The organism is Nonomuraea sp. NPDC052116, from assembly GCF_040680035.1.
GTDB lineage: Bacteria > Actinomycetota > Actinomycetes > Streptosporangiales > Streptosporangiaceae > Nonomuraea > Nonomuraea angiospora_A.
Genome location: NZ_JBFAWA010000048.1, coordinates 55,435 through 78,739, shown reverse-complemented (window position 1 = coordinate 78,739; position 23,305 = coordinate 55,435). Strand labels below are relative to the sequence as shown.

Genomic DNA, 23,305 nt, shown 5'->3' with positions numbered 1-23,305 from the left:
CCCTCATCGTTCTGCCTGCGTTATTCGGAGACGCCCAGCTTCTCCAGGATCAGCTGGCGGGCGCGGGCCGCGTCGGCCTTGCCCCTGCTCGCCTTCATGACGCCGCCCACCAGGGCGCCGGCCGCGGCGATCTTGCCGGACCTGACCTTCTCGGCCGCGTCGGCGTTGGCGGCCAGCACCTGGTCGATGATGGCCAGCAGCTCGCCCTCGTCGCTGACGATCTGCAGGCCGCGCTTCTCGACCACCTCGTCCGGCGTGCCCTCACCGGCCAGCACGCCTTCGAGCACCTCGCGCGCCAGCTTGTCGTTGAGCGCGCCGGAGGCCACCAGCTCGGTCACCCTGGCGATCTGCGCCGGGGTGATGGGCAGGTCGGCCAGCGCGGCGCCGGTCTCGTTGGCGCGCCTGGCCAGCTCGCCCATCCACCACTTGCGCGCGTCCGCCGCCGGGGCGCCCGCCGCGACCGTGGCCTCGACCAGGTCGAACGCGTCGGCGTTGTGCATGGCCTGCATGTCGAGGTCGGACAGCCCCCACTCGGCCTGCAGCCGCTTGCGCCTGACCGACGGCAGCTCGGGCAGGGCCGCCTTCAGCTCCGCCACCCAGGCGGTGTCGGGCGCGATCGGCACCAGGTCGGGCTCGGGGAAGTAGCGGTAGTCCTGCGCCTCCTCCTTGGACCTGCCGGACGTGGTGGTGCCGGTGTCCTCGTGGAAGTGCCGGGTCTCCTGAATGATCTTCCCGCCGTCGGCCAGGACGGCCGCCTGACGCTCGATCTCGCTCCGCACGGACCGCTCGACGCTGCGCAGCGAGTTGACGTTCTTGGTCTCCGTACGGGTGCCCCACTCGGAGGAGCCGCGCGGCATGAGCGACACGTTGACGTCGCACCGCAGCGAGCCCTCCTCCATGCGCACGTCGGAGACGCCGAGGGAGCGCATGATCTCGCGCAGCTCGGTGACGTACGCCTTGGCCACCTCGGGCGCGAGCCGGTCGGTGCCCGGGATGGGCTTGGTCACGATCTCGACCAGCGGGATGCCGGCGCGGTTGTAGTCGACGATCGAGTAGTCGGCCCCTTGGATGCGCCCGGTCGCGCCGCCCACGTGGGTGGACTTGCCGGTGTCCTCCTCCAGGTGCACCCGCTCGATCTCGATCCGCACGATCTGCCCCTCGACCTCGACGTCGACGTAGCCGTCGAAGCAGAGCGGCTCGTCGTACTGCGAGATCTGGTAGTTCTTCGGCATGTCCGGATAGAAGTAGTTCTTCCGGGCGAAGCGGCACCACTCGGCGATCGAGCAGTTCAGCGCCAGGCCGATGCGGATGGTCGACTCGATGGCCGCGGCGTTGGCCACCGGCAGCGACCCGGGGAGCGCCAGGCAGGTCGGGCAGACCTGCGTGTTGGGCGGGGCGCCGAAGGCGGTCTTGCAGCCGCAGAACATCTTCGACCTGGTGCCCAGCTCGACGTGCGTCTCCAGGCCCAGCACCGGCTCGAACCGGTCGAGCGCTTCGTCATAGACCATGGTCATAGCGACGGGGCCTCCTTCAGCAGCGGGCCGCCCCAGCGGCTCTCCAGGGCCTTCTCGACGGCCGCACCGACGCGGTAGCAGCGGTCGTCGGCCAGGACCGGTGCCATGATCTGCAGGCCGACCGGTAGGTTGTCCTCGTCGGCCAGGCCGACCGGCACCGACATGGCCGCGTTGCCCGCCAGGTTGGACGGGATGGTGCACAGGTCGGCGAGGTACATCGCGATCGGGTCGTCGGCGCGCTCGCCGATCCCGAACGCCGTGGTCGGCGTGGTCGGCGACACCAGCACGTCGACCTGCTGGTAGGCGGCCTCGAACTCGCGGGAGATGACCGTCCGCACCTTCTGCGCCTGGCCGTAGTAGGCGTCGTAGTAGCCGCTCGACAGCGCGTACGTGCCGAGCATGATGCGCCGCTTGACCTCGGCGCCGAACCCGGCGGCCCTGGTCAGCGCCATGACCTCCTCGGCGCTGCGGGTGCCGTCGTCGCCGACGCGCAGGCCGTAGCGCATGGCGTCGAAGCGCGCCAGGTTGGACGAGCACTCCGACGGCGCGATCAGGTAGTAGGCGGGCAGCGCGGTCGTGAACGACGGGCAGGAGACCTCGACGACCTTGGCCCCGAGCGACTCCAGGAGCTGCACGGCCTCGTGGTAGCGGGCCAGCACGCCGGCCTGGTAGCCCTCGCCGGCGAACTCCTTGACGACGCCGATCCGCATGCCGGCGATGTCGGGGTTCTTCGCGGCCTCGACCACGCTCGGCACGGCCGCGTCGATCGAGGTGGAGTCCATCGGGTCGTGCCCGGAGAACGCCTCGTGCAGCAGCGCCGCGTCGAGCACGTTGCGGGCGAACGGGCCCGGCGTGTCGAGCGAGCTGGCGAACGCGATGAGCCCGTAACGGGACGAGCCACCATAGGTGGGCTTCATGCCCACGATGCCGGTCACCGAGGCCGGCTGCCGGATGGAGCCGCCCGTGTCGGTGCCCGTGGACAGCGGCGCCTCGTACGCGGCCACGGCGGCGCTGGAGCCGCCCGACGAGCCGCCCGGCACCTTCGTCAGGTCCCACGGGTTGTGGGTGACCTGGTACGCCGAGTTTTCCGTGGAGGAGCCCATGGCGAACTCGTCCAGGTTGGTCTTGCCCAGGAAGACCAGCCCCGCCTCGCGCAGCCGCGCGGTGACGGTCGCGTCGTACGGCGGGCGCCAGCCCTCGAGGATCTTGGACGCGGCCGTGGTCGGCATGTCGCGCGTGGCGAAGATGTCCTTGTGCGCGATCGGCACGCCGGCCAGCGGGCCGAGCTTCTCGCCCGCCCTCAGCCTGGCGTCGACGGCCCGCGCCTGCTCCAGCGTCGTCTCGCGATCGACGTGGAGGAACGCCTGAACCTTGGGCTCGACCTCGGCCATGCGGTCGAGGTGCGCCTCGGCCACCTCGACGGCCGACACCTCGCCACCGGCGATCATCGATCCCAGCTCGGCGGCGGTCTTACGGATAAGACTCATGCCTCCTCCCCGAGGATGCGCGGCACCCGGAAGCGGTCGTCCTCGACGGCGGGCGCGCCGGAGAGCGCCTGCTCGGGCGTCAGGCACTGTCGTACCTCGTCGGCACGGAAGACATTGGTCAGCGGAAGCGCGTGCGACGATGGCGGCACGTCCTCGGCGGCGACCTCGGCGACCTTCGCAACCGCTTCGATGATGGCATCGAGCTGGGTGGCGTAGTGGTCGAGCTCGTCGTCGGTGAGCGCCAGCCTGGACAACCGGGCCAGGTGTGCGACCTCGTCGCGGGTTATGGCGGACATGAGTCGTGTAACCCGTTTCGTGGATGGAGTCTTTGGACAATGCCATCCTAGGGGGCTTGACGTGGCAGCCCCGAACCGATTAACCGCCCCGAAACGAACCTCACCCCGCTCCCGCTCGTTATCCGCTTGGGGACAGGGGGTCGGCTGTGGAGCGGAACGGCTGCGGCGCGGGATGCCTGGTGGTGCTCATCGTCCTGACGATGCCTCTGGTGCTCGTCGCCGGAGTGCTGCTGGCGGTCGCCACCGTGTCCGCCGCCCAGCTGGAGTACCGCGCCGCGCACGGCGAGGGCACGATGGGCACCTTCACGGCGACGGACCTGGACTGCTCGGGCCGCGGCCCCTGCCGCTGGGAGGGCGTCTTCGAGTCCTCCGTACGGATCCGGCAGGACGCCTGGATCTACGGATACGAGCCCCTCGACCTGTCCGAGGGCGACCGCGTGCCCGCCCTGGACGCGGGCCACGACGTCAAGGTGTTCCGTCCGGGCTCCTACGACTGGCCCGGCGTGCTGCTGCTGTCGGCCCTCTCGCTCGCCACCCTGCTCCTGCCCGCCTACCTGCTCCGGCGCGTCCTGCGGAAGCGCCCGCCGGATCAGGCCGATCGGCCGGCCGCGGAACCGCGCTCGCCGTTGCCGCCAGGGTCAGGCTGAGCGGCTGACCTCGGGCTGGTAGCCGTACTCGATCCCGGGCCCCGCGCCGGTGTGCTCCCTGAGCCAGACCGTGGCGTCGGCGGCGGCCATGGGCCGCCCGAACAGCCACCCCTGCCCCATGTCGCACCCCATCTCGTCCAGCCGCATCGCGACCTCGTCCGACTCCACACCCTCCGCGACCGAACGCAGGCCGAGCGAGCGGACCAGGTCCACGATCGAGCGGACGATCCGGTAGTCGTCCTCCGACTCGGCGATCCGGCGTACGAACGAGGCGTCGATCTTGACCTCGGACACCGCCAGGCGCTGGAGCCGGATCAGCGACGAGTAACCCGTGCCGAAGTCGTCGAGCGCCAGCGGCACGCCCAGCGCGGCCAGCGCCTTGATGGTCTCGTGGGTGTAGGCCTGGTCACCCGTCAGGATGCGCTCGGTCACCTCCAGCTGGATGGCCCCCGGCGGGAGCCCGGAGGCGGCCAGGCCGACCTCCAGCTGCTCCGGCAGGGCCGAGTCGAGCAGGTCGCGGGCCGAGATGTTGACGGAGATCTGCACCTGCAGCCCCGTGTGCCACCAGCGGGCCGCCTGCTCCAGCGCCGCCTCGATGACGTACGCCGTGAGGGGCCGCATCAGGTACGACTGCTCCGCCAACGGCACGAACTCCGACGGCGGGATCATCCCGTGCACCGGATGACGCCACCGCAGCAGCGCCTCGACGCCCTGGACGGCGCCGGTGCCGAGGCTGACCTTGGGCTGGAAGTGCAGCCGCAGCTCGCGGCTGTCGATGGCACGGCGCAGGTCGCCGAGGAGATTGAGGCGTTCGGGAGAGTTGCGGTCCTTGTCGGGCTGGTAGAGCTCGACCCCGGTCCGCGCCTCCTTCGCCAGGTACATGGCCACGTCGGCCCGCTGCAGCAGCAGCTCGAAATCGGGGGCGTGGTCCGGATAGAGCGCGATCCCGACGGAACCGTCCACGTCGAAGGTCATGCCCTCCAGCCGGACCGGCTCGGTCAGCGCCGCCCGCAGCCGGGCCGCGACCTCCCTGGCCGCGTGGGCGTCCCTGATCGAGGGCAGCAGCACGGCGAACTCGTCACCGCCCAGCCGCGCCACGACGTCGCCGGGGCGTACGGAATGGGTGAGCCGGTGCGCCACCGTCTGCAGCAGCCGGTCGCCCACCGGATGCCCCATCGTGTCGTTGACCTCCTTGAACCGGTCGAGGTCGAGGAGGAACAGGCCCACCCGCTCGTCGTGCCGGGCCTCGGCCAGCGCCTCCTCCGTGCTGACGATGAGCATCTTGCGGTTGGGCAGGCCGGTCAGTTCGTCGTGCAGGGCCTGATGGTCACGGCGCATCGAGAGCGTGGCGGTGAAGTAGACGGCGGCCAGCGGGGCGACGAAAAGGGGCACCATGCCGGGCGAGTGCTCCATGGCCACGACGACCAGGGGCGCCAGGCCGAGCAGCCCGACGTACACGAGGCTCTGCGGGACGACCGTGACCCTGAACACCCGCATGATCGAGCGCCGCTCGTGCAACGCGACCGCGCCGCACACGAGAGCGGCCCTGGTGGCGAAGTACGCGACCCCGGCCAGCGCGATCGCCGGCAGGTCCGACCCGTCCGGCACCCACGGCACGGCCGGGCTCGGCGCGATCCCGAACACCCCCATCACCACGGCCGCCGCCGTGAGCGCGAGCGTCGACTGCGCGATGTTGAACATGACCCGATGCCACGCCTTACGCGTCACCACCCCGTTCATGGCGACGGCGACGGCCTGCATGAGCACCGCGACGGGCAGCCCGAAGTGCAGGAGCACGGCGAAGGTGAACATGGTGGAGGGGTACGTGCCACCCACAGAGGCGGCGGACGACACCATCACGGGCCTCAGCTCGCCCAGGATCACCAGCACCGACAGCGCCCAGAACAGCGGCGTGCGGGCTAGCTCCACCAGCCCGACGGCGTCCAGCCTCAGCATGGCCACCACGAGCGCGGTGAAGCCGATCACGGTTACGCCCGCGAGGAACGCCCAGAGCGGCGAGCCGACGCGTGGTCCGGTGTCGCGGGTGTCGGTTGGGTCAGTCATCGGTAACAGAACCCCCATTAGGTCACTATGGGAGGGTACGACCTTCACCCCACTTCGCGAAACCAAGCGCGTACGTTCCGTCACTTCTCCTTTCCGACATATACCCAAAAACCACCCTCGGTAGCAAGCCGCCTACCCTCCCCACACAACCGACCCTCTCGGCCCCACCACCGACGGCGGCCCCACCCCAACGCCGCCCAGCCCGCACCGCCCACCCAGCGCCGCACCCCACAGCGGCCGGGCACCGCACACCAGCGCCCAGCCGTCCCGTCGGATGGTGCTAAGCCTCCGTGGGCACCGCCGCGGCCGCGGCCGCTTCCGGGCCGTCCTTCAGCAGGACCTCGAACCCGGCCCCGTCCAGGATCGGCACCCCGAGGCTCACCGCCTTGTCGTACTTCGACCCCGCGTTCTCCCCCACCACCAGGAACGACGTCTTCTTCGACACCGACCCCGACACCTTCCCGCCCCGGCTGGTGATCGCGTCGGCCGCCGAGTCGCGGGTGTAGCCCTCCAGCGTCCCCGTCACCACGAACGTCAGCCCCTCGAGCGTCTGCGGCCCCTTCTCCGGCGCGGGCTCGTCCTCCATCCGCACCCCCGCGGCTCGCCACCGGTCGATGATCTCCCGGTGCCAGTCGACCGCGAACCACCCCCGGATCGTGGCCGCCACCCGGGGCCCGATGCCCTCGACGGCGGCCAGTTCCTCCTCCGAGGCGTTCATGATGCGGTCGATCGAGCGCATCTCGTCGGCCAGCGCGCGGGCGGTCGGCGGGCCGATGTGCCGGATCGACAGGGCGACCAGCAGGTTCGCGAGCGGCGTCTGCTTGGCCCGCTCCAGCTCCTCGATGAGCTGCAGCGCGTTCTGGCTGGCCTCGCCGTCGATGTTGGAGAAGAAGGTGACGACCTTGTCCTCACCGGTCTTGGGGTCGATCTTGGGCAGGCCGAAGTCCTGGTCGCGGACGACCGACATGATGGGCAGCAGCTGCTCCAGCGTCAGGTCGAACAGGTCGGCCTCGGTGCGCACCACGGGCTGCTGGGGCGGCAGCGGCTGGGTGAGCGCGGTGGCCGCGACGTAACCGAGCCCGTCGATGTCGAGCGCGCGCCGTCCGGCCGCGAAGTAGATGCGCTCGCGGATCTGGGCGGGGCAGCCGCGCGCGTTGGGGCAGCGCAGGTCGGCGTCGCCCTCCTTCTCGTACGCCAGCTCGGTGCCGCACTCCGGGCAGTGGGTCGGCATGACGAACTCGCGCTCCGACCCGTCGCGCAGCGCCGTCACCGGCCCGACGATCTCGGGGATGACGTCACCCGCCTTGCGCAGCACCACGGTGTCGCCGATGAGCACGCCCTTCTTGACCACGATGGCGGCGTTGTGGAGCGTGGCCCGCTCGACGGTCGAGCCCGACACCGTCACCGGCTCCATCACCGCGTACGGCGTGACCCGCCCCGTGCGGCCGACGCCCACCTCGATGTCGAGCAGCTTGGTGTTGACCTCCTCCGGCGGGTATTTGTACGCCATCGCCCACCGTGGCGCCCGCGACGTGGAGCCCAGCTCCCGCTGCGTACGGAAGTCGTCGACCTTCACGACCACCCCGTCGATCTCGTACGGGGGATCGTGCCGGTGCACGCGGTAATTCTCGATGAACTCGTTGACCTCGGTGAGCCCCGGCACGACCTGGTAGAGATCGCTGACCGGCAGTCCGAACTCCCGCAGCCGGTCGTACACGTCCGACTGTGCCCGTGGCACGGCCGAGCCCTCCCAGATGCCGATGCCGTGCACGAGCATCCGCAGCGGCCGCTGGGCCGTGACGCGCGGGTCCTTCTGCCGCAGCGTGCCGGCCGCGGAGTTGCGCGGGTTGGCGAACGGCGGCTTGCCCTGCTCAATGAGCTGCTCGTTGAGCTGCTTGAAGTCCTCGACCGGGATGTAGACCTCGCCGCGCACCTCGACCAGGCTGGGGACGTCGTCGCCCGTGAGCCGGTGGGGGACGCCCTTGATCGTGCGGACGTTGGCCGTCACGTCGTCGCCGGTGCGCCCGTCGCCGCGGGTCGCCCCGCGCTCCAGCTTGCCGTCGCGGTAGACCAGCGCGATCGCCAGCCCGTCGATCTTGAGCTCGCAGAGGTAGGGCCCCGGATCGCCCTCGGCCAGCCGCTCGGCCCGCTGCATCCAGGCGGCCATGTCGGCTTCGTTGAAGGCGTTGTCGAGGCTCTCCATCCGGTTGAGGTGCTGGACCTTGGCGAAGTCGCCCGACACGGGGGCGCCGACCTTCTGCGTCGGCGAGTCGGGGGTCTGGAGCGACGGATGCGACTCCTCCAGCGCGAGCAGTTCCTTGAACCACCCGTCGAACTGGGCGTCGCTGACCGTCGGCTGGTCGAGCACGTAGTAGCGCCAGCGGGCGTCGTCGACCAGCTCGCTCAGCTCGGCATGCCGCTTGAGCGCGGCCACGGGCACACCCGCCACCTCGGCGCCTGGCTCACTCACCGTCTGCTCCCCTTCCGAACCCGAACCCGAACCCGTACGTCAACCTGTGCAAACGCTACCGCTGAGCACTGACGTTCAGCGCTCACCCCCGTTGCGACCCGGCCTCCGGGTCCTCCCTGAGCACCTGGGCCGCCTTCCGGCAGGCCGCCAGGGCCGCGCGGGCGTACGCGGGTGACGCCCCGGCCAGCCCGCACGCCGGGGTCAGCACGACCTGCTCGGCCAGCCGGTCGGGCGCGAACCCGAGCCGCCGCCACAGCTCCAGCGCCGGTTTGGCGACCACCCCGACGCCCGGCAGCCGGGTGTCCCGGCCGGGCACGACCCCCAGCAAGAACCGCAGACCCGCCTCGACGGCCTCCCCGACGGAGTCCTCGTCCCTGCGCCGCAGCAGCGCGGCGTCCACCGACACCCCGCGCACCCCGGCCCTGCGCAGCACGTCGAAGGGCACGGACGGCGCGCAGCAGTGCACGATCGGGGCGTCGAAGGAGCGCATGGACTCCTCCACCCGCCACTCCTCGACGGCCGCCAGCCGCCCGAACCCCGACGCCGTCGGCACCGTCCCCGCCAGCACGCCGGGCAGCCCCGGCTCGTCGAGCTGCAGCACGATCTCCGTCACCCCGGGCAGCCGCCGCCGCACGTCGGCGCAGTGGTCGGCGACCCCCTGCGCCAGCGATTCGGTCAGATCGCGGACGGCCCCCGCGTCGGAGAGCATCTTGTCGCCGTGTTTCAGCTCGATCGACCCGGCCAGCGTCCACGGGCCGCAGACCTGCAGCTTGAGCGGCCCGGAGTAGTCGTGGCCGACCTCCTCCAGCCCGTCGAGGTCCCGCCGCAGATGATCGACGGCCCGCTGGTGGTCGCGCCCCGGCCGATCGGTCAGCCGCCACCCGGAGGGCTGCACCTCGACGGGCAGCTCGACGAGCAGCCCGGCTGTCCTGCCGATCATGTCGGCGCCGACGCCCCTGGCCGGCAGCTCGGGCAGGTACGGCAGTCCGGGCACCTCACCGAACACGACCCTGATCGCCTCGAGATGATCCTCGCCCGGATGCGAGCCGACTCCGGTGGCTTCCCACGTTGACATGGGCACAAGCGTAGGCTCTGCGGAATGGAGCTGACGAAACACGAGCACGCCTGTGTACGCGTGGAGAAGAACGGCAAGGTCCTGATCATCGACCCCGGGACGTTCAGCAAGGGACCCGTGCTCGACGGGGCCGACGCGGTCCTGATCACCCACGAGCACTGGGACCATGTGGACGTCGACAAGTTGAAGGCCGCGCCGCCCACCCTGGAGATCTACACCTGCGAGGGTGTCGCGGCGGATCTGGCGGATGTTCCGCAGAAGGTCCAGGTGGTACGGCACGGCGACGCGTTCGAGGCGGCCGGTTTCCGCGTGCGGGCCTTCGGCGAGTGGCACGCCAAGAACCATCCCGACGTGCCCGTCGTCCAGAACGTCGGGTTCCTCGTGGACGACGAGATCTTTTACCCGGGTGACGCCTTGACGGTCCCGGGGGTGGACGTGCCCACCCTGCTGGTGCCGACCGGCGGGCCGTGGCTGAAGCTCGGCGACATGATCGGATATCTCCGCGAGATCCGCCCGGCGAGGGCGTTCTCCACCCATGACGGCCTGTACAACGACATCGGCCTCGGCCTGGTGGACAGCTGGCTGAAGATGGAGGCGGAGCACCAGAGCGCCGACATCCGCCGCCTGGCGGTCGGCGAGTCGGCCACGCTCAGCTAGCGAAGACGATCGTCGCCGACCCGATCACGGTGTCGCCGGAGTAGAGCACCGCCGCCTGGCCCGCCGCGACCCCGGTGGCCGGGCGGTCGAGGTCGACGCGGAGACCGCCGCCGGCCTCCTCGAAACGGCACGCGTACACCTCTCCGTGCGCCCGCAGCTGCACGGTCAGGTCCTCGAACGTGGACGGGCCGTTCCACACCGGGCTGCCGCACGTGATCGAGGTGACCTCGAGCGCGGCGCGGGGGCCGACCGTGACGGTGTTGGACACCGGCTCGATCGACAGCACGTAGCGGGGCCGGCCGTCGGCCGCCGGGCGGTCGATGTGCAGGCCCTTGCGCTGCCCGATCGTGAAGCCGTGGGCGCCCTGGTGGCTGCCGACGACCTCACCGCTCTGGTCGACGATGGGGCCCTCGGCCGAGCCGAGGCGCTCGGCCAGGAAGCCGCGGGTGTCGCCGTCGGCGATGAAGCAGATGTCGTGGCTGTCGGGCTTGTCGGCGACGGTCAGGCCGCGCCTGGCGGCCTCCTCGCGCACCTGGGCCTTGGTCGAGTCGCCCAGCGGGAAGATCGCGTGGCTGAGCTGCTCGCGGGTGAGCACCCCGAGCACGTACGACTGGTCCTTGCCCTGGTCGGGGCTCCTGGACAGCACGCCGTCGACCAGCTTGGCGTGGTGGCCGGTGGCGACCGCGTCGAAGCCCAGCGCCAGCGCCCGGTCGAGCACCGCCGAGAACTTGATCTTCTCGTTGCACCGCAGGCACGGGTTGGGCGTGCGGCCCGCGGCGTACTCGGACACGAAGTCCTCGACCACGTCGCGTTGGAAGCGCTCGGCCATGTCCCAGATGTAGAAGGGGATGCCGATCACGTCGGCGGCGCGTCGCGCGTCGCGCGAGTCCTCGATCGTGCAGCAGCCCCGCGCGCCCGTGCGGTGGGATTGGGGGTTGGCCGACAGAGCGAGGTGCACACCAGTGACGTCGTGACCGGCCTCGGCGATCCGAGCGGCGGCCACGGCGGAGTCGACGCCGCCCGACATGGCGGCAAGCACACGCAGTCCCATGACCGTTCCAGCGTACTGTCCGCGCGGGAGTGCGCGACCATGGGCGGGGTCTGCGAGTATTCAGGCCATGCGACTGTTCGGGCGCAAGGGCGCAGAGGAAGAGACCGGCGACGGGATCGCCGAGTTCTGGGCGTGGTGGCAGGAGTCCAGGCCGGGGCTCGACTCCCTGGTCGCGAACGGCGACGTCGAAGGGCTTGAGGAGCGGCTGGCCCCGGCGGTCGCCGCGATCCACCCGGGCCTGGTCTGGGAGGTGGCTCCCGGCAAGGAGGCCGCGCACGCCCTGGTGGTGACCGCGGCCGGCGACCCCGAGCTGCGCTCGCTCGCGCACCGCTGGGCCAAGGCGGCGCCGCCGTCCGACATGCTGTGGGAGTACCACCCGTCGCGGCAGGCCAACCCGCAGGCCATGGAGCTGACGCTGGACGTCGGCGGCTTCGAGTTCGCGCTCGACAAGCTGATGCTGGGGCTGCGGGTGCCGAGGGACCAGCCGCGGGTCGACGTGTCCGCGTACCACCCGATCTTCGGCGAGCTGGACGAGGACACCAGGATGGAGGCCACCCTGCTGGCCCTCGACTGGCTGCTCGGCGAGGACGACGTGGCCAGATGGGTCGGGGAGATCACGCCGGCCACGTTCCAGCCGATCGACTCCGTGGCCGCCGTTCACCTGCCCGCCGTGGTCGCCGACGTGGCCTCGGGCTACACCGAGGAGGAGTGGGTGCTGCTCGAAGGGCAGACCGGCAGCGGCGCGCCGCTGGTCGCCACGGCCCGCCACCCGCTGCGGCCGGTGGACTATCCGCTGTTCGACCAGCACATCGCGATCACGCTGCCCTACACCCACCGCGACGAGAACGGCCTGCCGGTCGGCGACTCGCTGACGGCGCTGCGCGACTTCGAGGAGCGGCTGGCCGCGCGGCTGCTCAAGCTGCGCGACGACGCGGTGCTGGCGGCGCACATGAGCGCCGAGGGGCATCGGATCATCCACGTGTACGCCGACCCGACCGGCGACGCGGCGATCCACGCGAAAGAGCTGATCGTGAGCTGGGAGGAGGGCGAGCCCCGGGTGGACGTGGCCGCCGATCCGTCCTGGTCCGCCGTGGTGTCCTTCCTGACCTGAGCCCTCGGCTGCCCGGGTCTCAGCTGAGGCCGGCTCGGCGGGCGCGTTCGACGGCGGCGGGGAGCACCTCGATCAGGCGGTCGACGTCGTCGCGGGTCGAGGTGTGGCCCAGCGTGAACCTGAGCGAGCCCCGCGCCGCCGCCGACTCCGCCCCCATGGCCAGCAGCACATGGGACGGCTGCGCCACGCCCGCCGAACACGCCGAGCCCGTCGAGCACTCCACGCCCTTGGCGTCGAGCAGCATGAGCAGCGCGTCTCCCTCGCAGCCGGGGAAGGAGAAGTGGGCGTTGCCGGGCAACCGGTCGGCGGGGTCGCCGTTGAGCACCACGTCGGGGACGGCCTGGCGTACGCGCTGGATGAGCTCGTCGCGCAGCGACCTCAGGCGGCGGGCCAGGGCCTCCTGCTCCTTGACGGCGGCGCTGACGGCGGCGGCCAGCCCGGCGATGGCGGGCGCGTCGAGCGTGCCCGAGCGCACGTCGCGCTCCTGGCCTCCGCCGTGCTGGACGGAGACCGGCGTCAGCCCTCGGGCCAGCAGCAGCGCACCTGCCCCCATCGGGCCGCCGACCTTGTGGCCGGTCAGCGTGAGCGCGTCGACCCCCGAGGCCGAGAACGACACGGGCAACTGCCCCACCGCCTGCACCGCGTCGGTGTGGAACGGGATGCCGTGGTCATGGGCGATGGCCGCCAGCACGTGGACGGGCTGGACCGTGCCGACCTCGTTGTTGGCCCACATGACGCTGATCATGGCCACGTCGTCGGGGTCGCGCTCGATGGCCTCGCGCAGCGTCTCGGGGTGGACCCGGCCGTACGCGTCCACGCCGAGCAGCTCGACCTCGGCGCCCTGGCTGTCGGCCAGCCAGTGGGCGGGGTCGAGCGCGGCGTGGTGCTCCACGGAGCTGATCAGCACGCGCCGCCTCGGACGGCGCGACCAGTAGAGGCCCTTGATCGCGAGATTGTCGGCCTCGGTGCCGCCCGAGGTGAACACGACCTCGCTGGGCCGGGCGCCGAGCGCGTCGGCGATCGTCTCGCGCGCCTCCTCGACCACCCTGCGCGTCCGGCGGCCCGCCGCGTGCAGCGAGGAGGCGTTGCCGACGCATTTGAGCTGCTCCGTCATGGCCTCGATCGCCTCGGGCAGCATGGGTGTGGTAGCCGCATGATCAAGATAGGCCGACGGTCTGGTCACCCGATCAGGGTATCTCGTTTGCTACTGTACCGTCCGGACGGTACAGTAGAGCCCATGCGAAGGGACGAGCTTTTGGACGCGGCAGAGGACCTGCTCTGCGATCAGGGCTCGTCCGCACTCACCCTGGCCGCCGTGGCGGACCGGGCAGGCGTCAGCAAGGGCGGCCTCCTCTATCACTACGGCACCAAAGAAGCCCTGATCAAGGGCATGGTGGAGCGTCTGATCGAGGACTTCGACCAGCTCATGGTCGCACAGCCCGGGGAGACCTACACCGAGCGCTACCTGCACGCCACGCTGGCCGCCGTCCGCTCCGGACGGCTGCGACGATGGGCCGTGGTCACGGGCGCCTCGGGCAACCTCTTCCTGCTCGCGCCGCTACGCGAGGCGATGGCCCGCTGGCATCGCGAGGGGTTGGGCGAGGAGCCGGATCCGCGGGCGTCGCAGATCGTACGGCTGGCGTGTGAAGGGCTCTGGGACGTGGCCAGCCACGACCCGGAGCTGAACACGGAGGACGATCTCCAAGCGCTTGAGACCCGGATGAAAGCGCTGCTCAAACCCCCTTCCTGAGCCCCTGACCCGCCCGCCTCCCCACCGTGGGGACGCGGGCCCGTCGATGTCCTCGGACGACGGCCGGTACGGCGCCGCCCCGACTGGCGCGCAGCCTGCCCCAAGGCGGAGGCCACGATCGAGCCGATGCCCGGACCGCGTCCCGGACACGGGGCCGCCGCTCGCCCGTACACCCGTCGCCGACCCGACCGCCCGACCTGGGCGCTCGGCCCGTGAGAGCGGGCAGGCGGAACCTCTCGGGCCACAACCGTCCAGCCGAACCCCTCCCCCACCCCGGCCCGAGCTCGCCCGGCCACCCCGGCGCGACGCCCGGATGCCGCAGTGCGGGCGGGCCCAGAGACCTAAATATGGCGAAATAGTGCGAATTCTTGTGAGGTGTTAAACGATGACCCGTTCCCTGAGGAATGCCCGTTACGGGGCGGTTCTGACGTTTGTGCTGGGCGGACTGATGGTCGGCACCATGACGGTGCGCATCCCGGCGCTGACCGACAAGCTCGGCCTGTCCGAGTCGACGGTCGGCGCCGTCCTCCTCGTGTGGGGCCTGGGCGCGCTGGTGACGATGCAGTCCATGCGCCGGATCATGGCCCGTGCGGGCAGCCGGGCGGTGCTGCGGATCGGCGGGCCGCTCACCGCGCTGGGACTCGTGGCCGTGGCCTTCGCCCCGAACCTCCCGTTGCTCATGGTGGCCGTGGCGCTCTTCGGCATGGCGTTCGGCACCGTGGACGTGGCCATGAACGCCCAGGGCTCCACGGTCGAGCAGGCGTACGGGCGGCCGCTGATGAACGGCATGCACGCGGGCTGGTGCGTGGGCGCCATCTCGGCGGGCGCGCTGGGCAGCGTGGCGATCGCCGTGGGGCTGCCGTTCACCGCCAACGTGGCGCTGATCGGCCTGGTCTCGCTGCCCGTCATGGTCGTGATCGGCCGTACGTACCTGCCTGAGCCCCCGGCGGCCGAGACCGCGACGGCGGCCCGCCGGCGCATGCCGCCGATCGTCTACCTGCTGGGCGCGATCATGTTCTTCGCGTTCATGGTCGAGGGCACGGTCGCCGACTGGAACGGCCTCTACATGCGGAACGAGCTGGGCGCCCCCGAGGCGCTGGCCGCCCTCGGCTACCCGGTGTTCGAGCTGGGCATGCTGATCGCCAGGCTCACGGGTGACCGGCTGCGGGCCAGGTTCGGCGTGCGGGGCATGCTGACCGTCTCCGGGGTGGCGACGGCCGGGTTCTTCGCGGTGGTGCTGATGGCGCCGGCGGCGCTGGTGGCGGTGTTCGCGATGTTCTTCGTCGGGCTCGGCGTGGCGACGATCTCGCCGCTGACCCTGTCGCTGGCGGGCACCGCGACGGACTCCCCGGGACCGGCGATCGCCCAGGCGGGCGCCATGGGGTACGCCGGCCTGCTGCTCGGACCCGTCGTGATCGGCTTCATCTCGGACGCCACGACGCTGCGTACCGCGCTCGGCATCGGGGTCGTCCTGGGCGTGCTGATCGCCGCCGCCTCCCGCCTCCTCCCCCGCCGCGAGCCGTCGGCGATCACCCCGGCGGTCACGCTCGCCGACCGTGAGACCGTCGAGGTCGCGGCCTGAACATTTGTGCCGGCTCACCCTGTACGCCGCCGTCGCCGTCCAGGCGTACGAAGCCCGCGTGACGTCCTAAGAGTTCTCTGTGGATCGGCGGCCGGCGGCGCCTCCACCGCCCACGTGGGGGCGCCCCGGCTCACAGGCAACTCACAGACTCCTCAGAACTCCCCCAACCGCCGCCCCCACGCTGGACCCATGATCCAGCTCGACGGACTGACCAAACGCCACGGCGACGTGCTCGCCGTGGACGATCTCACCTTCACGGTACGGCCGGGCCTCGTCACGGGCTTCCTGGGCCCGAACGGCGCCGGCAAGACCACCACGATGCGCATGATCCTCGGCCTCGACCTGCCCACCTCCGGCACCGCCACGATCAACGGCCGCGCCCACCACGAGCTCCGCCACCCGCTGCGCGAGGTCGGCTCGATGCTGGAGGCGCAGGCCGTGCACCCGAGGCGCAGCGCGTACAAACACCTGCTCTACCTCGCCCAGACGAACGCCATCCCCGACACCCGCGTCGCCGAGGTGCTGGACCTGGTCGGGCTCACGGCGGTGGCGGGCAGGAAGGCGGGCGAGTTCTCGCTGGGCATGGGGCAGCGGCTGGGCATCGCCGCGGCGCTGCTCGGGGATCCGCCGGTGCTGATGCTCGACGAGCCGGTCAACGGGCTGGACCCCGAAGGCGTCCTGTGGATTCGCACGCTCATCCGCGGGCTGGCCGCGGAAGGGCGCACGGTGTTGGTGTCCAGCCACCTGATGAGCGAGATGGCGCTGACGGCGGACCGCCTCGTGGTGATCGGCAAGGGCCGGCTCATCGCGGAGGGCGACATCGGCGACTTCACCGAGGGCGGGGCGGCGGTGGTCGTACGCACGCCTGACGCCGCCTCCTTCGCCCGGCGCCTGGAGCTGTCCGGGGCCTACGTCCAGCCCGGCGGCGGCGACGAGCTGCTGGTCACCGGCATGACGGCGCCCGACGTCGGGCGGCTGGCGGCGGCCGAGGGCGTGCCGCTGTTCGAGCTGGCCCCGCGCCGTGCGTCACTGGAGGAGACGTTCATGGAGCTCACCCGGGAGAGCGTCGAGTACGGGGTGGCGCGATGATCGACGCGGGGGTGCTGAGGGCGGAGTGGACCAAGTTCAGCAGCATCCGGTCCACCATGGTGCTGTCACTGGCGACCGCCGGCGTCGCGGCGCTGCTGGGGTGGCTGTTCAGCAGCACGGCCGCCAAGGAGTACGCCACGGCCACGGCGCAGGAGCGGCTGGACTTCCAGCCGCTGGACCTGGGCATGCGCGGAATGTTCATCGTGCAGCTCCTGGTGGCGGCGCTGGGCGTGCTGGTGGCCTCCTCCGAGTACGGCTCCGGCACGATGCGGGCCAGCCTGGCCGCCGTGAGCGGCCGCGGCCGGCTGCTGGCGGCCAAGTGCGGGATGACCGCGCTGGCCGCGCTGCCGGTGAGCGTGGCCGCGGTGTGGCTGATGTTCGTGACGAGCCAGCTGACGCTGTCCGCGAACGGGGCGCCGTCCGTCATGCCGGCCGATCCCGCCGCGCTGCGGCTGCTGTTGCTCGGGCCGCTCGTGCTGACGCTCCTGGCGCTGTTCGGCCTGTCGCTGGGCGTCCTCCTGCGCGGCACCGCCCCCGCCGTGAACGTCAGCACCGCCTTCCTCCTGCTTCCCGTCATGGCCGGGGCCTCGCCAGGCTTCCTGCGCGATCTCATCGGCGTCTACTGGCCGAGCATGGCCGCGCTCCAGGCCGTCTCCGGGAAGTCCGAGCTGCCGGAGGCGGTGGGGTTCGGGCTGCTGGCCGGGTTCGTGACGGTCCTGCTGACAGGCGCGTACGTCCAGCTCAAGAACCGCGACGCCTGACTACGCTGGATCGGGGAGGTGCCTCTCGTGGGAGAACGGCTGCTCGTGGTCGACGACGAGCCCACCGTCAAGGAGCTGCTCTCCGCGACGCTGAGGTTCGCCGGTTTCACGGTGAGCTCGGCGGAGAACGGCGCGCAGGCGCTGGAGTCGGCCCGGCGCGACCCGCCGGACCTGGTCCTGCTCGATGTCATGCTGCCCGATCTCGATGGGTTCGAGGTGATCCGCCGGCTGCGGAGCCTGCCCAGGGGCGGCGGGCGGCCCGGTCCGGTACCCGTGCTGTTCCTCACGGCGCGGGACGCCACGGCCGACAAGATCAACGGGCTGCGGCTGGGCGGCGACGACTACGTGACCAAGCCGTTCGACCTGGAGGAGCTGCTGGCCCGTATCAGGGCCATCCTCCGCCGCACGGGCGCGGCCCCCGACGATTCCACGCTGGTGGTCGGGGACCTCGAGGTCGATCCCGACGGCCACCAGGTCACCAGGGCGGGACGTCCGGTACGGCTGTCGCCCACGGAGTTCCGCCTCCTGCTCCACCTGGTGCTCAACGCCGGGCGGGTGCTGCCCAAGACCCAGATCCTGGAGCACGTGTGGCGCTACGACTTCGCCGGCGACACGAGCATCGTGGACACGTACGTGAGCTACCTGCGGCGCAAGCTCGACGCCGGCGAACCCAAGCTGATCCACACCGTCCACGGCGTCGGCTACGTCCTGCGCAAGCCCAAGCGATGATCGGCCGGCTGTCGCTCGCCGCCCGGCTGCTGGCCATCGCGGTCGCGCTGCTGGTGGTCGGCCTGGTGGTGATCAGCTCGGTGGTGCTGCAACAGTTGGAGACCCAGCTCATGACGCGCATCGACGCCCAGCTGGAGCCGATGGGCAAGGCGGCGTCCGCCATCCCGCCGGACCTGGTCGTCAAGCTGTCGCGCGCCCCGATCCCGGCCGGGCAGTTCGACCTGATGGGGAAGGGGTTCGTGGCCTACCTGGCGGCGGACGGGTCCGTCCTGCGCGAACTCGGGGACCTCGCCGGGCCCGCGCTACCCAGGCTCGACGGCGCCGTGGTGGCGACCCGCGCCGGGCAGCCGTTCACGGTGAGCGGCACGAACGGCGAGGAGTGGCGGGCGGTGGCGCTCCCCCGCGTCGGCACGAACGGCCTCGGCCCGGCCGAACACACCGCGATCGTGGCGGCGGTCTCGCTCGACGAGATGCGGTCCACGATCGACCGTCTCCGGGTGGCCTGCCTCCTCACCGGCGCCGTCCTGCTCGGCGTGCTCGCGCTCGTGGGCGGGGTCGCCATCAGGGCCGGGCTGTCGCCGCTGCGCCGGGTGGAGGAGACGGCGGCGGCCATCGCCGACGGCGACCTGACCAGGCGCGTGCCCGAACCGGCCGGCCGGTCCACCGAGGTGGGCAGGCTGGCCCGTTCGCTGAACAAGATGCTGGCCCAGATCGAGCAGGGCGTCGCGGCGAAGGTGGAGTCGGAGGCCAGGATGCGCACGTTCGTGGCGGACGTCAGCCACGAGCTGCGCACCCCGCTGTTCGGCATCAAGGGCTTCTCGGAGCTCTACCGCATGGGCGGCACCGAGGCGGGGCCCGCGCTGGCCCGCATCGAGAGCGAGTCGGGCCGCCTGGCCCGGCTGGTGGAGGATCTGCTGCTGCTCGCCGGTCTCGACGAGAGCGACGGGCCCGGACTCGACCTCACCCCCATGGACCTGCGTACGCTGGCCGCCGACGCCCGCCACGACTTCGCCGCGCTCGCCCCGTCCAGGCCCGTCACCTTCACCGGCCCTTCCGGCGGCCCGGCGGCGTCCGCGCCCGTGCTGGGGGACGAGGCCCGCCTGCGCCAGGTGGTCAGCAACCTCGTCGGCAACGCCATCACCCACACTCCGCCGAGCACGCCGGTACGCATCGGTGTCGGAACGGAGGGGGCGGAGGCGGTGCTCGTGATCGAGGACGAGGGGCCGGGACTCGATGCCGAGGAGGCGGCCAGGGTGTTCGACCGGTTCTACCGGGCGGACGGCTCCCGTACCCGGACGACGGGGGGTGCCGGGCTCGGCCTGGCGATCGTCCGCTCCATCGTCACGGCCCACGGGGGCCGGGTGGAGGTCCGCTCCTCGCCGGGCAGGGGCGCGGCCTTCCAGGTCCGACTCCCGGCCGCCGACTCCAGCTGATGCCCGGCTGAGCCGCGAGTAGCGTTGTGGCATGCGGACGGTGACGCACATCGCGGCAGGAGACGGGTTCTCACTGGAGCGGGTCAAGATCCGGGCCGAGAGCGCGGCGTGGTCACCGCCCGAGGTGACGGCGGCGTACCGGGTGGTGCTGGTGCGAAGTGGCACCTTCCGGGCCCGGGTGGACGATCAGCTCCTGCTGGCCGATCCCGCGCTGGCCTACCTCGGCGGCGCGGGCCAGGAGCTGAGCATCGCCCACCGTCCCGGGATCGACGACAGTTGCACGACCGTGACCTGCTCACCCGGCCTGATGCGCGAGCTGACGGGTGACGAGCCGCCGAACGCCACCGCGTTGCCGGTCAACGGCAGGCTCGCCCTCGCACATCGGCTGCTGGTGTCACGAGCCGGGCAGGGCGCGGAGTCCCCAGAACTCGCCGAGCTGGTGATCGGCCTCGTGGGCGACCTGCTCACGGCCCAGGCCGGCACGCACCAGACCCAGGCCCGCGGCCGGGCGGCCACACTGGCGCGGCGGAGGGCCATGGTCGAGTCGGTACGCGCGCTCATCGCCGACGATCTGACCGCCTCCCTGCGCGAACTGGCCCAGAGCGTCGCCTGGTCGCCCTATCGCCTGAGCCGCGCCTTCCACCAGGAGACGGGGATGACCCTGACGGCGTACCGCAATCGCCTCCGCACCATGCGCGCGCTCCAGGCCATCGAGGCGGGCCACGACGATCTGGCCTCCCTCGCCGCCGACCTCGGCTTCGCCGATCATGCCCATCTGACGCGCACGGTCCGCGAGGAATGCGGCATGCCACCGGTGGCCGTACGCCGCCTGCTCGCGGTGCCGCCGCGCTGACGACGTGCCCCCGTTCGGGCAAGAATCTTCAAGCGGCGACCGTACGACGGAGTCAAGACTCGGTGACGTCCGATCCCCGTACGGCGAAGGAGAACGAGCCGATCATGATCGCCCGAGTATGGCGCGCCAGGACCACCGGCACCGCGGCGACCGGCAGATATCAGCAGGTGTTCGAGTCGGAGGTGATCCACGACCTGCGCGGGCTGCCCGGCTTCCGCGGTGCGTGCCTCCTGGCCCGCCATGATGTGGAAACCATGGAGCTGACGACCATCACGTTGTTCGACTCCCTGGACACGGTCAGGATGTTCGCGGGCGCGGATCACACCCACGAACGCGTCACCCCGTCCGCCCGCGCGACACTGCTGGACTCCGACCCCCGCGTCCTGCACTTCGACGTGCTCACGCACACGTTCCTGCAGTGAACTCGTTGATCGCACCGCGGCCTGAGCCCGGTCGGCAGGGCGTCGAATGATGGGTGCCTCGTAGGCTCGGCGTGTGCTGACCTCCGCCTTCGACGTCGGAGGGACCATCATCCGCGACGACCGGTACCGGGCGGCGTGGGCCGACTGAAATCCCCCACCACACCCTTTCCGCCCTCGTCGGCGCCGTCGTCGCCCAAGGCCGGGACAACGCCGACGCCCTACGCCTCGACCTCGATGCCGAGTACGAGGCGCGCGAGGCCGCCGGGCGCGGCGAGCGCATCGACGAAGGCGACATCTCTTCACCGGGGTTGGGCACGCGTTTGGTGCCGAGACGTCCGAACCGCGCTTGGGGACTGGCAGGATCTCCCGCATGTTCGAAGAGAAGCTCGACGCGCTCTCGCGGATGATGGCCGAGCACATGGCCATGCCGTTCCCACCTGGCTTTCGCGGCCTGGACATCGAGGGCCAGGACATGGTGATGCTCGATGCGGACGCCTACGGCTACGCCGCAGGCGTAGGCAAAGGCCCGCTCAGCGAACAGCACCGTGCAGGCCTGACGCGGCTGACGTCGGTGTTCGAGAGGGTCCTCCCGGCGATCGACGACGAGTACGCGACCAAGTACTACACGCACGTGCGCGACATGGCCGTGCTGACCGCCGAAATCGAGAGCCTGCACGAGAAGTAGCCCTCTGACGCGCAACTCCTCGTGAAAGGCTGGGAGCATGATGGGCGGACCGTCTGAGAACCCAGAACTCTGGGCGTTCCTGGAATCACTGCACTCCGGCGAAATCCTTTCCGGCACCGTCACAGGGATCGAACGGTTCGGCGTGTTCGTGTCGTTGGACGACGGCCCCGACCACCCGGTCTTCCCCGGTGTCGGATTCATCACCATTCCCGAACTGTCCTGGCGGCGCTTCGAAGCGGCCTCCGACGTCGTGCAGGTCGGACAGCGCGTCTCATGCGAATTCCTCCAGTTCGACACATGGAATCTGGAAGCCAGGTTGTCCTTGCGGGCGACTCAGCCGGATCCTTTCCAGGCACTCGTCGACGGCATCGTTGTGGGGCAGAAGCTGTACGGACGGGTTACCAAGCTGGTCCCGTTCGGCGTCTTCGTCCAGACCGCCGACGGACTCGAGGGACTGGTCCACCTGCGAGAGCTCGCCTGGACGCCCGTGGAGGCTCCGTCAGATGTCGTCCAGGTCGGCGATGAGATCACGGTCGTCGTCACCGAAATCGACCGAGAACGACGCAGGCTGGCCCTCTCCCGACGACAAGGCCTATCCGACCAGTGATGATTCCTCCGCGTCCCGTGACGGTTCCCTTGCGTCAGGGTTCCTGAGCGCCTGCTCGACAAAAGGGAGGCATACCCCCCAACCCAGTCAAAGCATTAGTGGGGATCGTCACGTCACTCTGGGCGGACCTGCCATGAGGCCGCAATGCCTTCGGCCCCCACAGCGGGGTTAGGTCGGCGCATCGCCTGTCCCGGAGCGTCACCCTCCTTACCGCAGCAGCCGGCCGCCATCCATGTCGGGACGCTATGGAAAATCCAACGTGGAGCAAGCGATGGAGTCGCGGAGTCGATCGCGGCCGCGCTTGGCATCGACCCGTCGCTACTGCCGGCCGATCGGGCGCAAGCGAGCTCCCGCATCAAGGCCGCGATCCCCGCGCCGTCGGCCGCAATCGCGGCCTACCGCAGCACCTCAGCGGTGTTGTTGCGCGGTTCCTGGGCACTCACGCTGCAACTCTAGGCTTCTGGCCACGGGCGTGAACGGTTTCTCCCTCTTCACATGGCCCTCACGAACGTAATCGGCCGGCGAAACGGCGAAGGCGACAGCCCGTACTTCCGACGCGTGCTGGAAGGTGTGCGCATCCAACGCCGCGGCCTGGGCCGCCCTCGGAAGCGTCCCGCTCGGGTGCTGGCTGATAAGGCGTACTCCTCCCGCGCCAACCGCGCGTATCTGCGTCGGCGCGGCATCCAGGCGGTCATCCCGATCAAGAAAGACCAGCGAGCCAACCGGCTCAAGCAAGGTCGCGATTCGAATCTGGCTGCGCGATCCGGTCACATGATCATGCGAACAGCGCATCGTCGAGTGAATCGCTCGGAGCGATCGGCACAGTGGCAATATCGATCGCATGGCTCTGGCGAGGAAGGGAACAAGGACCATCGTCGTAGATGGCGCGAGCTTTCGCTGGGTTGTCGCCCCAGATGACGAGCCAGGTCTGGCGATTGTAGTTGAGCAGGCCGAAGGGTCTGGCCAGCGGATGGTCACGTGGGTGGAACACGGCACGATCATCACGCCCGGGTTGGTGGCAG

General features: G+C 70.9%; 22 protein-coding genes. 14 read left to right on the top strand and 8 right to left on the bottom strand.

Annotated features, from left to right (window positions below; translation table 11 throughout):
• Window positions 1-20 precede the first annotated feature (20 nt).
• From gatB to gatC, 3 genes are read right to left on the bottom strand one after another with little or no spacing between them, the layout of a single operon-like run.
• A complete protein-coding gene (gene gatB / locus AB0L65_RS55350; RefSeq protein ID WP_364264493.1) occupies window positions 21-1,508 on the bottom strand; it encodes an Asp-tRNA(Asn)/Glu-tRNA(Gln) amidotransferase subunit GatB in 1,488 nt (495 codons plus the stop codon).
• Window positions 1,509-1,510: 2 nt separating this feature from the next.
• On the bottom strand, window positions 1,511-3,001 hold the full coding sequence (gene gatA / locus AB0L65_RS55345; protein ID WP_364264465.1) for an Asp-tRNA(Asn)/Glu-tRNA(Gln) amidotransferase subunit GatA: 1,491 nt from the start codon (window positions 2,999-3,001) through the stop codon (window positions 1,511-1,513).
• Complete coding sequence (gatC, locus tag AB0L65_RS55340; RefSeq protein WP_185068184.1) at window positions 2,998-3,297, bottom strand: Asp-tRNA(Asn)/Glu-tRNA(Gln) amidotransferase subunit GatC; 300 nt, start codon at window positions 3,295-3,297, stop codon at window positions 2,998-3,000. The genes gatA and gatC overlap by 4 nt, the downstream gene beginning before the upstream one ends.
• 146 nt (window positions 3,298-3,443) lie before the next feature.
• On the opposite strand from gatC, the gene AB0L65_RS55335 reads away from it, so the two are divergent.
• Window positions 3,444-3,944 carry a hypothetical protein gene (locus AB0L65_RS55335; RefSeq protein ID WP_364264463.1) on the top strand — a complete coding sequence of 167 codons (501 nt, stop codon included), beginning with the start codon at window positions 3,444-3,446 and terminating at the stop codon, window positions 3,942-3,944.
• Here AB0L65_RS55335 and AB0L65_RS55330 read toward each other — a convergent pair.
• The 3 genes from AB0L65_RS55330 to AB0L65_RS55320 form a co-directional block, all read right to left on the bottom strand.
• Window positions 3,936-6,008 carry an EAL domain-containing protein gene (locus AB0L65_RS55330; protein ID WP_364264461.1) on the bottom strand — a complete coding sequence of 691 codons (2,073 nt, stop codon included), beginning with the start codon at window positions 6,006-6,008 and terminating at the stop codon, window positions 3,936-3,938. The genes AB0L65_RS55335 and AB0L65_RS55330 overlap by 9 nt on opposite strands.
• A gap of 280 nt (window positions 6,009-6,288) precedes the next feature.
• A complete protein-coding gene (gene ligA, locus AB0L65_RS55325; protein WP_364264459.1) occupies window positions 6,289-8,478 on the bottom strand; it encodes an NAD-dependent DNA ligase LigA in 2,190 nt (729 codons plus the stop codon).
• Between the two features lie 82 nt (window positions 8,479-8,560).
• Window positions 8,561-9,553 carry a methionine synthase gene (locus tag AB0L65_RS55320; protein ID WP_364264458.1) on the bottom strand — a complete coding sequence of 331 codons (993 nt, stop codon included), beginning with the start codon at window positions 9,551-9,553 and terminating at the stop codon, window positions 8,561-8,563.
• Window positions 9,554-9,577: 24 nt separating this feature from the next.
• On the opposite strand from AB0L65_RS55320, the gene AB0L65_RS55315 reads away from it, so the two are divergent.
• On the top strand, window positions 9,578-10,210 hold the full coding sequence (locus tag AB0L65_RS55315; RefSeq protein ID WP_364264456.1) for an MBL fold metallo-hydrolase: 633 nt from the start codon (window positions 9,578-9,580) through the stop codon (window positions 10,208-10,210).
• Here the strand turns inward: AB0L65_RS55315 and mnmA are convergent.
• Entirely contained in the window at window positions 10,203-11,261 is a 1,059-nt protein-coding gene (mnmA, locus tag AB0L65_RS55310; RefSeq protein ID WP_364264454.1) for a tRNA 2-thiouridine(34) synthase MnmA, read from the bottom strand. The two genes, AB0L65_RS55315 and mnmA, sit on opposite strands and share 8 nt — an antisense overlap.
• Before the next feature lie 67 nt (window positions 11,262-11,328).
• Here mnmA and AB0L65_RS55305 point away from each other — a divergent pair, with 67 nt between their 5' ends.
• The gene (locus tag AB0L65_RS55305; protein ID WP_364264452.1) at window positions 11,329-12,372 is read left to right on the top strand and encodes a DUF695 domain-containing protein; all 1,044 of its coding nucleotides are present in this window, start codon (window positions 11,329-11,331) and stop codon (window positions 12,370-12,372) included.
• A gap of 19 nt (window positions 12,373-12,391) precedes the next feature.
• On the opposite strand, the gene AB0L65_RS55300 is transcribed toward AB0L65_RS55305, so the two are convergent.
• The gene (locus tag AB0L65_RS55300; protein WP_364264450.1) at window positions 12,392-13,555 is read right to left on the bottom strand and encodes a cysteine desulfurase family protein; all 1,164 of its coding nucleotides are present in this window, start codon (window positions 13,553-13,555) and stop codon (window positions 12,392-12,394) included.
• A gap of 54 nt (window positions 13,556-13,609) precedes the next feature.
• Here AB0L65_RS55300 and AB0L65_RS55295 point away from each other — a divergent pair, with 54 nt between their 5' ends.
• From AB0L65_RS55295 to AB0L65_RS55245, 11 genes are all read left to right on the top strand, one after another.
• A complete protein-coding gene (locus AB0L65_RS55295) occupies window positions 13,610-14,122 on the top strand; it encodes a TetR/AcrR family transcriptional regulator (RefSeq protein ID WP_350729567.1) in 513 nt (170 codons plus the stop codon).
• Window positions 14,123-14,507: 385 nt separating this feature from the next.
• Window positions 14,508-15,704, top strand: a complete 1,197-nt coding sequence (locus AB0L65_RS55290) for an MFS transporter (protein ID WP_364264448.1) — start codon at window positions 14,508-14,510, stop codon at window positions 15,702-15,704.
• A 189-nt stretch (window positions 15,705-15,893) separates the two neighbouring features.
• Window positions 15,894-16,793 (top strand): ATP-binding cassette domain-containing protein, encoded by a 900-nt coding sequence (locus AB0L65_RS55285; protein ID WP_364264446.1) that lies wholly within the window; start codon window positions 15,894-15,896, stop codon window positions 16,791-16,793.
• Window positions 16,790-17,554 (top strand): hypothetical protein, encoded by a 765-nt coding sequence (locus AB0L65_RS55280; RefSeq protein WP_364264444.1) that lies wholly within the window; start codon window positions 16,790-16,792, stop codon window positions 17,552-17,554. The genes AB0L65_RS55285 and AB0L65_RS55280 overlap by 4 nt, the downstream gene beginning before the upstream one ends.
• A gap of 27 nt (window positions 17,555-17,581) precedes the next feature.
• The gene (locus AB0L65_RS55275; protein WP_364264442.1) at window positions 17,582-18,283 is read left to right on the top strand and encodes a response regulator transcription factor; all 702 of its coding nucleotides are present in this window, start codon (window positions 17,582-17,584) and stop codon (window positions 18,281-18,283) included.
• A complete protein-coding gene (locus tag AB0L65_RS55270) occupies window positions 18,280-19,716 on the top strand; it encodes a HAMP domain-containing sensor histidine kinase (RefSeq protein WP_364264440.1) in 1,437 nt (478 codons plus the stop codon). Before AB0L65_RS55275 ends, AB0L65_RS55270 begins: the two co-directional genes overlap by 4 nt.
• 31 nt (window positions 19,717-19,747) lie before the next feature.
• Complete coding sequence (locus AB0L65_RS55265) at window positions 19,748-20,569, top strand: AraC family transcriptional regulator (protein ID WP_364264438.1); 822 nt, start codon at window positions 19,748-19,750, stop codon at window positions 20,567-20,569.
• A 62-nt stretch (window positions 20,570-20,631) separates the two neighbouring features.
• The gene (locus tag AB0L65_RS55260) at window positions 20,632-20,991 is read left to right on the top strand and encodes a hypothetical protein (protein ID WP_364264436.1); all 360 of its coding nucleotides are present in this window, start codon (window positions 20,632-20,634) and stop codon (window positions 20,989-20,991) included.
• Between the two features lie 370 nt (window positions 20,992-21,361).
• Complete coding sequence (locus tag AB0L65_RS55255) at window positions 21,362-21,676, top strand: hypothetical protein (protein WP_364264434.1); 315 nt, start codon at window positions 21,362-21,364, stop codon at window positions 21,674-21,676.
• Window positions 21,677-21,713: 37 nt separating this feature from the next.
• Window positions 21,714-22,283, top strand: a complete 570-nt coding sequence (locus AB0L65_RS55250) for a S1 RNA-binding domain-containing protein (RefSeq protein WP_364264432.1) — start codon at window positions 21,714-21,716, stop codon at window positions 22,281-22,283.
• A gap of 495 nt (window positions 22,284-22,778) precedes the next feature.
• The gene (locus tag AB0L65_RS55245) at window positions 22,779-23,201 is read left to right on the top strand and encodes a transposase (RefSeq protein ID WP_364264430.1); all 423 of its coding nucleotides are present in this window, start codon (window positions 22,779-22,781) and stop codon (window positions 23,199-23,201) included.
• Window positions 23,202-23,305: the final 104 nt, after the last annotated feature.

What these genes read in the sequence shown, in the direction of transcription:
- AB0L65_RS55295 (WP_350729567.1), top strand. Translation starts at nt 13,610, where the DNA reads ATGCGAAGGGACGAGCTTTTGGACGCGGCAGAGGACCTGCTCTGCGAT.
- gatA (WP_364264465.1), bottom strand. Translation starts at nt 3,001, where the DNA reads ATGAGTCTTATCCGTAAGACCGCCGCCGAGCTGGGATCGATGATCGCC.
- AB0L65_RS55280 (WP_364264444.1), top strand. Translation starts at nt 16,790, where the DNA reads ATGATCGACGCGGGGGTGCTGAGGGCGGAGTGGACCAAGTTCAGCAGC.
- AB0L65_RS55305 (WP_364264452.1), top strand. Translation starts at nt 11,329, where the DNA reads ATGCGACTGTTCGGGCGCAAGGGCGCAGAGGAAGAGACCGGCGACGGG.
- AB0L65_RS55320 (WP_364264458.1), bottom strand. Translation starts at nt 9,553, where the DNA reads ATGTCAACGTGGGAAGCCACCGGAGTCGGCTCGCATCCGGGCGAGGAT.
- AB0L65_RS55265 (WP_364264438.1), top strand. Translation starts at nt 19,748, where the DNA reads ATGCGGACGGTGACGCACATCGCGGCAGGAGACGGGTTCTCACTGGAG.
- mnmA (WP_364264454.1), bottom strand. Translation starts at nt 11,261, where the DNA reads ATGGGACTGCGTGTGCTTGCCGCCATGTCGGGCGGCGTCGACTCCGCC.
- AB0L65_RS55270 (WP_364264440.1), top strand. Translation starts at nt 18,280, where the DNA reads ATGATCGGCCGGCTGTCGCTCGCCGCCCGGCTGCTGGCCATCGCGGTC.
- gatB (WP_364264493.1), bottom strand. Translation starts at nt 1,508, where the DNA reads ATGGTCTATGACGAAGCGCTCGACCGGTTCGAGCCGGTGCTGGGCCTG.
- gatC (WP_185068184.1), bottom strand. Translation starts at nt 3,297, where the DNA reads ATGTCCGCCATAACCCGCGACGAGGTCGCACACCTGGCCCGGTTGTCC.
- AB0L65_RS55290 (WP_364264448.1), top strand. Translation starts at nt 14,508, where the DNA reads ATGACCCGTTCCCTGAGGAATGCCCGTTACGGGGCGGTTCTGACGTTT.
- AB0L65_RS55255 (WP_364264434.1), top strand. Translation starts at nt 21,362, where the DNA reads ATGTTCGAAGAGAAGCTCGACGCGCTCTCGCGGATGATGGCCGAGCAC.
- AB0L65_RS55250 (WP_364264432.1), top strand. Translation starts at nt 21,714, where the DNA reads ATGATGGGCGGACCGTCTGAGAACCCAGAACTCTGGGCGTTCCTGGAA.
- AB0L65_RS55285 (WP_364264446.1), top strand. Translation starts at nt 15,894, where the DNA reads ATGATCCAGCTCGACGGACTGACCAAACGCCACGGCGACGTGCTCGCC.
- AB0L65_RS55315 (WP_364264456.1), top strand. Translation starts at nt 9,578, where the DNA reads ATGGAGCTGACGAAACACGAGCACGCCTGTGTACGCGTGGAGAAGAAC.
- AB0L65_RS55245 (WP_364264430.1), top strand. Translation starts at nt 22,779, where the DNA reads ATGGCCCTCACGAACGTAATCGGCCGGCGAAACGGCGAAGGCGACAGC.
- AB0L65_RS55330 (WP_364264461.1), bottom strand. Translation starts at nt 6,008, where the DNA reads ATGACTGACCCAACCGACACCCGCGACACCGGACCACGCGTCGGCTCG.